This window comes from Desulfofundulus thermocisternus DSM 10259 (genome assembly GCF_000686645.1).
Classification (GTDB): domain Bacteria; phylum Bacillota; class Desulfotomaculia; order Desulfotomaculales; family Desulfovirgulaceae; genus Desulfofundulus; species Desulfofundulus australicus.
In genome coordinates this window covers 1-9083 of record NZ_JMLG01000040.1, presented here as the reverse complement: position 1 = coordinate 9083, position 9083 = coordinate 1, and the positions used below count along the sequence as shown (strand labels likewise).

The window sequence follows — 9083 nt, the reverse complement described above, 5'->3', positions numbered from 1 at the left end:
CGGCCCGTAAGGTTAAGCACCACCGGGTAAACCGTTTTTTTTTTTTTTTTTTTTTTTTTTTTTTTTTTTTTTTTTTTTTTTTTCAATATGAGCTTTGGCTCAGTTCCTCCCATATGATGGCCCGGGCTTCTTCCAGGGAGTTGGCGGCAAACAGCCGCTCCAATACACGGTCCAAAACCACAAACCAAAAAGCTTTCCTATCTGGATCGGTACAAAGGTCTCGCGCGGATAAAGCTCATCCCGCGCTGAAAGGCCCGCCGGAGGAGATCTTTCAGGTACAGGTACTCATCCAGCCGGAGCACCTGGCAGGCCCCGGCAAACACCAGCACCCCGGCCAGGGCATCTCCGGCCAGCCGCAGGGCCAGGGCCGCCGTGCCCCCCGCCAGCACCCCGGCCAGAAACCTGTCCGCCAGCGCCGCCGCCCCGCCGGCCAGAAGGGAGGCCAGCGCCGCGCCGGCGGCAAAGGCGAGAAGGCCCCGCACATCCAGGCCGGGCACCCGCCGGGCCAGGAGATAAAACAGCACCACCACGTTAAAGGTGGCCGCCAGGGAGTTGGCCAGGGCCAGGCCCCCGTGGGCCAGGGGGCGGATGAGCACAAGGCTTAAGGCCAGGTTCAGGAGCACCGTGGCCACCCCCACCTTCACCGGGGTGGCCGTGTCCTGCAGGGCGTAAAACCCCCGGGTGAGCACCGGCCCCAGGCACTGCCCCGCCAGGCCAAAGGAAAAGCAGAATAGGGCGAAAACGGTCATGGCCAGGTCATTCTCGTCAAAGGCACCGCGCATGAAGAGCAGCTTCACCACCGGCTCCCGCAGGGCGGCCAGGCCCACTCCTGCGGGCAGGGCGACAAGCAAAACCGTTTTCACCGCCCGCAGCAGGGTACGGCTAAAACCAGCACCGTCCCCGGAAGCGGCCTTATTCGACAGCGTGGGGAAAATCGCCGTACCCAGGGCCATGATGATCACCCCCTGGGGCAGCCAATCCCCGTGCCCACCATCACCGGCAGCATCAGCCCCAGGGCCCGCTTCAGGCCGGGGTGGCGGAACTCCAGGGAGGGGCGGAAAACAAACCCCGCCCGCCGCAGGCAGGGCAGCTGCAGCAGCAGGGCGGCCAGGTAACCCAGCAGGGTCCCCGCGGCCACGGCGGTGATGCCGAACTTCAGCCCGGCCAGGATGGAAGCGACGATGAAGACATTGGTGACCACGGGGCCCAGGGCCGGCGGCCCGAAGATGTTGTTGGCGTTCAAGAGGCCGTAGAAGAGGTTGGCCAGGGAGAGAAAGAGCACCCCGGGCAGCATGACCGCCAGCAGGGAGGCCGCCAGCCGGGCCGTGCCCTCCGGCAGGCCCGGGGCCACCAGCCAGACAATCTGCCGGGCGCAGGGCACGCCGGCCAGCACCACCGCCAGCAGGACCAGGCCCAGCAGGGTGGAGAAGACGGCGAAAAGCCGCCAGGCCTCCTCCTTCTTACCCGCCGAAGCGTAAGAGGCAAACAGGGGCACCGCCGTTACGGTCAGCGCCCCGCCCAGCACGGCAAAGATGACGTTGGGTACGGTGTACGCCACCAGGTAGGCGTCGGTGGCCGCGCTGGCCCCGAAAACGCAGGCCAGGGCCATTTCCCTTACAAAGCCCAGTATTTTGGAAAGCAAAGTAAAAACGGCGATCACCGCCGTGGCCCTGGCAATGGTATTAGAACGGCTCATTTTCCTGCACCAGCTTACCAATTAATTCATTCAGCCAGGCTTTCCCGGCCCATAAACCCGCCATTTTTTGATTATAACTAATTCAGCCTGAACTATGGCTGTCAAATGGTCAAAAACTTATCCTGACAATAAAAGGGCTGATATTTGTACCTTCACTTCGGCAGGCGGGGGCAGGAGAGTCCGCAGGGCGGTTACACTTACCGTACCCATCAGCAGTGCCTGTCCGGCAGCTGCCGCCACCGCTTCTACTCCCTGCTGGTCCATTAGTTCCAAAAGATCCACTATGTCTTGAGGCGGCTGGGAAGACCTGGCTGCCAGTTGATTTGATGAATTGTTTCAGAGGAGCCGGTAGCTTAAGCTGCCGGAAAGGCAGGGTATGTAGCACATAGTTGGGTTTTTGCTTGAGCAGTGGCAGGTAGTGGGTATAGCAGGTGACGGTCCTCTTTCGATGCCGAAGTCCATGGGCAAAAACATTTCTTTGGGCTGGTTTTGCCGCCAGAGGCGCACATAGCGACGCACGGTTTCCTCACTGCCCTGGTAGTTATGCTCGACCTTTAGCCGTTTAAATATACGCTGGCTGTATGGCGCTGTTTGGGTGGGCGCTGTTGCTGATGTCATACTCCATTTTAACTAAATCAACTGCCACTCTTTCAAAGTCTGATAAGCAGATTCGATTTCTTCCCAGGAATATTTATCACGTTTGATGGATTTTACCCGCGCCACTATTTCCTGCGGATTATTTTCTTTATAAATATCTAACATATCTACAGCAATAAAATGCACTGTAGAAAAAAGTTCGAGTTCCCGTGGGCTAAATGAACCATACCTTTGAATTACTCTCTCGACTATTCTTTTTTCTTCCCTGGGAAGAGGAGGCACGTTCACCGAACAAGTTATTTTATAGCCCAAATCATCAGGAGTGACCTGAATAAACTCGAAAAACTCCATTTCCTTTATTTTATCTTCTAATTCGTAGCTATACGGGCCATACTTATAGAGAATGTAATCAAATCCCAAAGATAAACCTTCTACCTGACTAAAATATACCAATTTTTGTAAAGCTTTTTTTCCTGGTACTGCCTTTCCCATTCGATTAAAAAATTCTTTTATTAAATTAATCAACTTATAATCTTCTCTCATTTAGTTCCCTACCTCCAATTCTTCTTTAAGTATCTTGTCTGCTTTTAATACATCATCCTCATGACAGTATAACCGCCAAAGTTTTATTTCTTCATTTATTTTCTCAATTACCTTAGATCTTTCTTGTAGTGGCACTTTTTCTCCATGTTCCCCAATGACATATATTTTTCTTTCTTCTTCCCCTGTATACCGCATTGGTTTTAATTTAGTTAAAATCCCTTCTGCTCCGTCATCAAGATATAACTCTCTTATTCCTTTACTTTCCAAGAACTTTTTCTTTGCCTGAATGAATTCGAGTTCTCCTTTCGATGGATGGTGTGCTGTTTCACGTAAAAGTTTTAAGTGCCTTCGATAATAAAGCCGGTTCGCCCATTCATTTTTGTTAAAGTCTTCCGTAATCCAGCTTTCCACTCTGGAATCGTCCAGCTTTAAGAAATTATCAAGATCAGCTGGAAATTTTCCTCCAGGCAACTTCGAAGCCAGATACTTGGTTAATATATAGTCATAAATGCGACGGATATCATGAAAGTATACCTGCAAAAACATGTGATAACGAGCAATCAAAAGACCCTCCACGGCATAAACTCCGCCATCTTCAATGGCCAGCTCCGCGTTTCCATTTTCCATATTGATGGTCAAGCAGGAAATAAGCCGATCCACATCAAACTTCCCATAAGCCACGCCACAATAAAGGGAATCTCTAAGCAGATAGTCCATCCGGTCAACATCGAGTTCGCCAGAAATCAGCTGGGTCATCAAGACTGCAGGATCAACGAAGTTTTCTCTGAAAGGGAAGGGATATTTTACCACCGTACCCTTAATTAAAGCCCAAACGTCTTCTGCTCTTAATTGGATATCAGCAAAAAGTTTTTCGATATAATCTTTTAACTCTGAATGAAGTAAAATAGCCCTCGTATAATCTTCGTGCTTTGCCGGCTTTGTCTCGTTAGGTTTCCCCCCGGGTAGTTGATTTTTTTCCGGCAAAAGGCTTTCGGCCACATGCGAAAATGGCGGATGCCCCAGGTCATGGAGAAGTGCTGCCAGGCGCACCAATTGTCTGATATATCGTCTCTCCAAAGGCATCCACTGCAATAAACTGGCGTGTTTTTCCCAAAGCAAATCAATTGCCCGGGTAGCTAATTCCATTACACCCAATGAATGGCCAAACCGGTTGTGTTCGGCGCCGTGATAAACGTAATGAGTCATCCCCAACTGCTTTATCCGGCGCAATCTCTGAAAGTAGGGATGATCGATAATCTTTTTTTCCTTAGCGGAGACCCTGATAAAACCGTGGACCGGGTCACGAAACCAATAGGGATAATCTTCTTCTTTTTGCAGATGGCCTATATAAAGCCTGGTTCCATTTTCACAATGTAATGGGGCATCAGGAATGATAACCCCGTCTTTAAATGTTCCCTTAATCATCTATGTTCTACCACCCCCTTTGGATCAGGATTTCCTTAGAACGAATGTTTTGTGGTAAATACTTCTTTTTTTCTTTTTAAAAATCCTTTCGTCCTGGGAAAATTTTTTTCGGATTTTAATCCCACCCTAAGTCGTCCTCAAGGCGGCCCCGCCGTTAAGCGATAAGAGCATCTGAAAACCGTTTTCCCTGGAAAAACAATCAACACGTATCCCCAAAAGTTTTCCTATCTGGATCGGTACAACGGTCTCACACGGATAAAGCCCTCAGGCAGGCCCGAGGTCAGGATGCGGAAAATGTTCATTTCGTAAAATGGTAAAAACCCGGGTTTTCTTAAGCAAATATACCACATGCAGCTTGTCTTTGGGGCCCCCAGCTGGTCCAGGACCACCACTGTCCGGTTCATCCCGTACCCGGTCGTAGCCGAACACGGCCACCGGTACCACCGCCCTGTGGCCCCGGGAAAGGTTGTCCAGCACTGTTACCTTATAACCCGCCTGGAGCAGTTCTTTCACCGTGTGACTGCCGATGTAGCCGGCACCGCCGGTAACCAGGACATGCATAAAAAGCCTCCTCTATACCTACAAGATTGATGAAATCCGCCGGGGCACGGCGGTTGTCCACCGGCTGGCCACGGTAGGAAAAGCTTACCGGCGGCAGTTCCCGCACCTTTTCCACATAAATGAAAACACCGGCAGCTCTACACCTGCCGGGTCTGACCGCTTTCTGTGTTCGTCTAATTATTCTTCCGCACCGCCTCGTTAAGAGCCTGCATGAATTCATCAATTGTTTTCGCTTTCACCGCCCTGCGGTGCAGTAATTTTAATGTATCAATATCTCGTATAGCCCGCAGGCTGTTCACCAGGCCCTCAGGGCAGCGGCCTATATTTTCCTCCAGGGCATCCAGTATGGTATCCTGTATTCCTTGCTGTATTCCTTGCTGTATTCCTTGCTGTATTCCTTGCTGTATCCCCTGCCGTATCCCCTGATCAATCCACTTTTCCCGAATGCCGTCGAACAGCGGGGAGGTCTCCATTTTGCTCACCTCGATCACTTTTAAAATCACTTCCCTGGTAAACCGGAGTGACGAAAATACTGCCAGCCCAAGATACAAGTCCGCCTGCCATTCAACGGGAGCTTCTGCAATCCGTTCTACGCACCGGGCCAGTATTTCTTCGGCAGGAAATTCATGCCGCATTAACGGTACCAGCGGTATAATCCCCACCGGAGCATGATGCAGCAAGTGCTCCCCGGGCAAATCTGCCAGGTTGATAGTCCGGAAATTAAACGTCACCACAGTGAGGTCCAGGCAGTCAAAAGAGTACCTCTCCTCCTGAAGCCGGCCCGTAAGGTTAAGCACCACCGGGTAAACCGGTTTTTTGAACTCCCGGTGCTGCATCGCCGTATATTCCAGCAACCGCCGGGGCATTTCTCGCTCGGCTTTAGTCTGTACTTCAAGGAGCATCAGATATTCATAGCCATTTTCCATAACTTTAAGCAGTATATCCGATTCCCGCTCCACGGCCACTGCTTCTTTTTCCATGCGTTCAACCTTTTCCACGGCCATACCGCGCACCAGTTGTACCAGGTGGGCCGGATAACGTTCCGCCAGTGCTTTGATAACCAGATCAAACTCCCGGGCCATACCAAACCTCAACTTTCTGCCGGTTCTGGCTTTAGTTTACACTATCCCCGAATCTTTTTCAATATGAGTTTTGGCCCAGTTCCTCCCATATGATGGCCCGGGCTTCTTCCAGGGAGTTGGCGGCAAACAGCTGCTCCAGTACACGGTCCAGGGTTTCCATCTCGGTCAGCTGCTGCACTTTGTCCTGCACACTGGCAGAATCAACTCCGAACCTGCGGGCCAGGTATTTGCATATGACCTCCCGCTTGGCTTCAATCTTCCCTTCCGCACGTCCTTCCGCACGGCCTTCCGCACGGCCTTTTTCATACCAGCTGGTGGTCATCTGCATAATGGCGTCAACCTCCATTTTGTCCATTTTACCCAGTTCCCGGTAAAGTTGTTCTTCTTCCTCGCGGTTCAGCTTCAGGTAAGTCTCGAAAAAGACGGCCAGCAGTTCCATCCGCGCCGGGTCCAGTTTCATCCGGGCCAGCATGCGCAGGAACTCCAGCTTTACGCGCACCCTTTCTTCCGGCCTGAAGCCCATTTTGCTTAACAACGCCGCTGCTACCGGATTATCACTATGTATGTACTCCCGCCAGTCAAGTTTTTTCAACTCCAGCTTGTAAAACCGGAAATTCAGGACATCCAGGAAGGGGAAGGCAATCCCGAAAATGTCCGGTTCATCCCGTACCCGGTCGTAGCAGAACACGGCCACCGGTAATATCTTCCGCCGGTACTTCTCGTATAACCGGCTGAAGTAAATAAACATCCGCTCGTTAAAATTCTTTTGCACGTACGATTGCGGTTCAATGTGTACCAGAATCAAACCGGGTTGGCCCTTGAGACTGGTTTCCACCAGAATGTCCACTTTGTGCCTGTCACCGGCTGTAACATCGGTGAAGATTTCTTGCTGGAGAAACCTGATCTGTGTCAGGTCTATGGATCGGGCGGCTTCCGGAAAGAACAACTCCATGAATTCGGCAAAAAATGCAGAAGGGTTTCAAGAAGCTTGCCGTTGCCTGATTAAATGCGGCGGCCGGTGAATTGGCCAGGGCCAGCCCGCCGTGGGCCAGGGGCCGGATGAGCAGCAGGCTGAAAACCAGGTTCAGACCCACCGTACATACTCCCACTTTCACCGGTGTGGCCGTGTCCTGCAGGGCGTAAAAGCCCCGCGTGAGCACCGGCCCCAGGCACTGCCCCGCCAGGCCAAAAGAAAAGCACAAAAGGGCGAAAACGGTCATGGCCGCGTCCTGTTCATCAAAGGCGCCGCGCATGAAGAGCAGCTTCACCACCGGCTCCCGCAGCACGGCCAGGCCCACCCCGGCGGGCAGGGCCACCAGCAGCACCGTCTTCACCGCCCGCAGCAGGGCGCGGGCGTAGCCGCCACTGTCCCCGGCGGCGGCCCGGCCGGAGAGGGTGGGGAAAATGGCCGTGCTCAGGGCCATCACCAGCACCCCCTGGGGCAGCAGGATGAGCTTGGAAGCGTAATTGAGCGCCGAAATGCTGTCCTCGGGCAGGCCCGAGGCCAGGATGCGGTCGATGATCAGGTAGACCTGGCCGATCCCCGTGCCCACCATCACCGGCAGCATCAGCCCCAGGGCCCGCTTCAGGCCGGGGTGGCGGAACTCCAGCGCGGGGCGAAAGGTAAACCCCGCCCGCTGCAGGCAGGGCAGCTGTAGCACCAGGGCGGCCAGGTAACCCAGCAGGGTCCCCGCGGCCACCGCGGTGATGCCGAACTTCAGCCCGGCCAGGATGGAAGCGACGATGAAGATATTGGTGACCACGGGGCCCAGGGCCGGCGGCCCGAAGATGTTGTTGGCGTTCAGCAGGCCGTAGAAGAGGTTGGCCAGGGAAAGAAAGAGCACCCCGGGCAGCATGACCGCCAGCAGGGAGGCTGCCAGCCGGGCCGTGCCCTCCGGCAGGCCCGGGGCCACCAGCCAGACAATCTGCCGGGCGCAGGGCACGCCGGCCAGCACCACCGCCAGCAGGACCAGGCCCAGCAGGGTGGAGAAGACGGCGAAAAGCCGCCAGGCCTCGTCCCTTTTGCCCGCCGAAGCATAGGAGGCAAACAGCGGCACCGCCGTCACGGTCAGCGCCCCGCCCAGCACGGCAAAGATTACATTGGGCACGGTGTACGCCACCAGGTAGGCGTCGGTGGCCGCGCTGGCCCCGAAGACGTAAGCCAGGGCTACTTCCCGGATGAAACCCAGGACCTTGGACAGCAAAGTAAAAAAGGCGATCACCGCCGTAGCCCTGGCAATGGTATTAGAACGGCCCATCCTTTCGCCACCTGCTCTGATTACTAAAATTAATAACCCGCCTGACAAATGGATTTGAGGGTATCCACAAACTTCTTCCTATTATCCGTGGAAGCTTTCAAACCCGGAATGACTTCCCTTTGCTCAATCACCGGCCCGTTATTTGAGGTCCAATTTACAAAGTTCAAAATTCGCATCTTCCTACCCTCAGGGGGTATAAGAAAATCAAGGAGGCGGTTGGTGAGGTCTTCGTGGTGGCTGACGATAAAGACCTGCCGACCAAACTCCTCACCGCTCGCATACACAATCTGCCTGATGAGCGCGGCAGTCCGCGGCAACTGCGCCATGTCAAAAGCAGTGGTTACGTCATCCAGGGCAATAATGTTATGACCAATATACCTGTTAAGCGAATAATTGAGGCCAAGGATCATCGCCAGGCCCAGTTGAGCCTTCTGGCCCGTAGATAAGGCGCCCAGCGGACGGTTGTCATCCGTGTAAACCTCTAAAAGCGATCCCGTCTTCACCCTCCTATCCTTCTTTATTTTAAAGTGAACGGGGCAAATACCGTCTACGAGCCGAAAACGATTTAAAATCTCTTTTACTGTTTGTTCCAATTTTTTGATTACATCATCCGGTGGTAGAATTGCCGAGTTCAATATCGAATTTTTTCCTGCTTCTTCCTCCAGGGCTCTAGCAACCGAATTTATCGTCTCCTGGGCCCGCATGTAACCAGCTCTCTGCTGTAAAGCAGCCTTCCTCTTTTCATCTAATTCCTCTTGTCAATTCTCACTTTGATTTAGCCCAACCCCTGCCCATTTTCGCAGATTGAACAATCTGCAACTATTTCCGATACCAGAATAATCTGCAACTGCTTCGCAAATTGTGCTGGTATTTCAGGTCAGTCAGTCCGTCTATTCACCAGAATATGACAACCAGTGACTG

10 protein-coding genes are annotated in these 9083 nt (G+C 53.1%); all 10 read right to left on the bottom strand.

Annotated elements, in window-relative coordinates:
• Positions 1-197: 197 nt before the first annotated feature.
• Positions 198-953, bottom strand: coding sequence for a murein biosynthesis integral membrane protein MurJ (gene murJ / locus BR83_RS17790; RefSeq protein WP_051618274.1), 756 nt, complete (start codon positions 951-953; stop codon positions 198-200).
• Between the two features lie 5 nt (positions 954-958).
• Positions 959-1696 (bottom strand): lipid II flippase MurJ, encoded by a 738-nt coding sequence (locus tag BR83_RS17785; protein ID WP_051618272.1) that lies wholly within the window; start codon positions 1694-1696, stop codon positions 959-961.
• A 117-nt stretch (positions 1697-1813) separates the two neighbouring features.
• Entirely contained in the window at positions 1814-1969 is a 156-nt protein-coding gene (locus tag BR83_RS17230) for a hypothetical protein (protein ID WP_157833030.1), read from the bottom strand.
• A 357-nt stretch (positions 1970-2326) separates the two neighbouring features.
• Positions 2327-2836 carry a Panacea domain-containing protein gene (locus BR83_RS0113845; RefSeq protein ID WP_027357562.1) on the bottom strand — a complete coding sequence of 170 codons (510 nt, stop codon included), beginning with the start codon at positions 2834-2836 and terminating at the stop codon, positions 2327-2329.
• Positions 2837-4261, bottom strand: coding sequence for an HD domain-containing protein (locus BR83_RS16105; protein ID WP_084327280.1), 1425 nt, complete (start codon positions 4259-4261; stop codon positions 2837-2839).
• 264 nt (positions 4262-4525) lie between these two features.
• Positions 4526-4822, bottom strand: a complete 297-nt coding sequence (locus BR83_RS17895; protein ID WP_027357561.1) for an NAD-dependent epimerase/dehydratase family protein — start codon at positions 4820-4822, stop codon at positions 4526-4528.
• A 173-nt stretch (positions 4823-4995) separates the two neighbouring features.
• Positions 4996-5904, bottom strand: a complete 909-nt coding sequence (locus BR83_RS0113830) for an RpnC/YadD family protein (protein ID WP_027357560.1) — start codon at positions 5902-5904, stop codon at positions 4996-4998.
• A gap of 58 nt (positions 5905-5962) precedes the next feature.
• On the bottom strand, positions 5963-6856 hold the full coding sequence (locus BR83_RS16100; protein WP_051618271.1) for an RpnC/YadD family protein: 894 nt from the start codon (positions 6854-6856) through the stop codon (positions 5963-5965).
• Positions 6762-8162 carry a murein biosynthesis integral membrane protein MurJ gene (gene murJ / locus BR83_RS16095; RefSeq protein ID WP_242839684.1) on the bottom strand — a complete coding sequence of 467 codons (1401 nt, stop codon included), beginning with the start codon at positions 8160-8162 and terminating at the stop codon, positions 6762-6764. Before murJ (BR83_RS16095) ends, BR83_RS16100 begins: the two co-directional genes overlap by 95 nt.
• 29 nt (positions 8163-8191) lie before the next feature.
• Positions 8192-8665, bottom strand: coding sequence for a P-loop NTPase family protein (locus tag BR83_RS0113815; protein WP_157833029.1), 474 nt, complete (start codon positions 8663-8665; stop codon positions 8192-8194).
• Positions 8666-9083 lie beyond the last annotated feature (418 nt).

Excerpts from the sequence above, each read along its gene's own strand:
- murJ (WP_051618274.1), bottom strand. The coding sequence starts at position 953 with ATGGCCCTGGGTACGGCGATTTTCCCCACGCTGTCGAATAAGGCCGCT.
- BR83_RS16100 (WP_051618271.1), bottom strand. The coding sequence starts at position 6,856 with ATGGAGTTGTTCTTTCCGGAAGCCGCCCGATCCATAGACCTGACACAG.
- BR83_RS17785 (WP_051618272.1), bottom strand. The coding sequence starts at position 1,696 with ATGAGCCGTTCTAATACCATTGCCAGGGCCACGGCGGTGATCGCCGTT.
- murJ (WP_242839684.1), bottom strand. The coding sequence starts at position 8,162 with ATGGGCCGTTCTAATACCATTGCCAGGGCTACGGCGGTGATCGCCTTT.
- BR83_RS17895 (WP_027357561.1), bottom strand. The coding sequence starts at position 4,822 with ATGCATGTCCTGGTTACCGGCGGTGCCGGCTACATCGGCAGTCACACG.
- BR83_RS0113830 (WP_027357560.1), bottom strand. The coding sequence starts at position 5,904 with ATGGCCCGGGAGTTTGATCTGGTTATCAAAGCACTGGCGGAACGTTAT.
- BR83_RS16105 (WP_084327280.1), bottom strand. The coding sequence starts at position 4,261 with ATGATTAAGGGAACATTTAAAGACGGGGTTATCATTCCTGATGCCCCA.
- BR83_RS0113845 (WP_027357562.1), bottom strand. The coding sequence starts at position 2,836 with ATGAGAGAAGATTATAAGTTGATTAATTTAATAAAAGAATTTTTTAAT.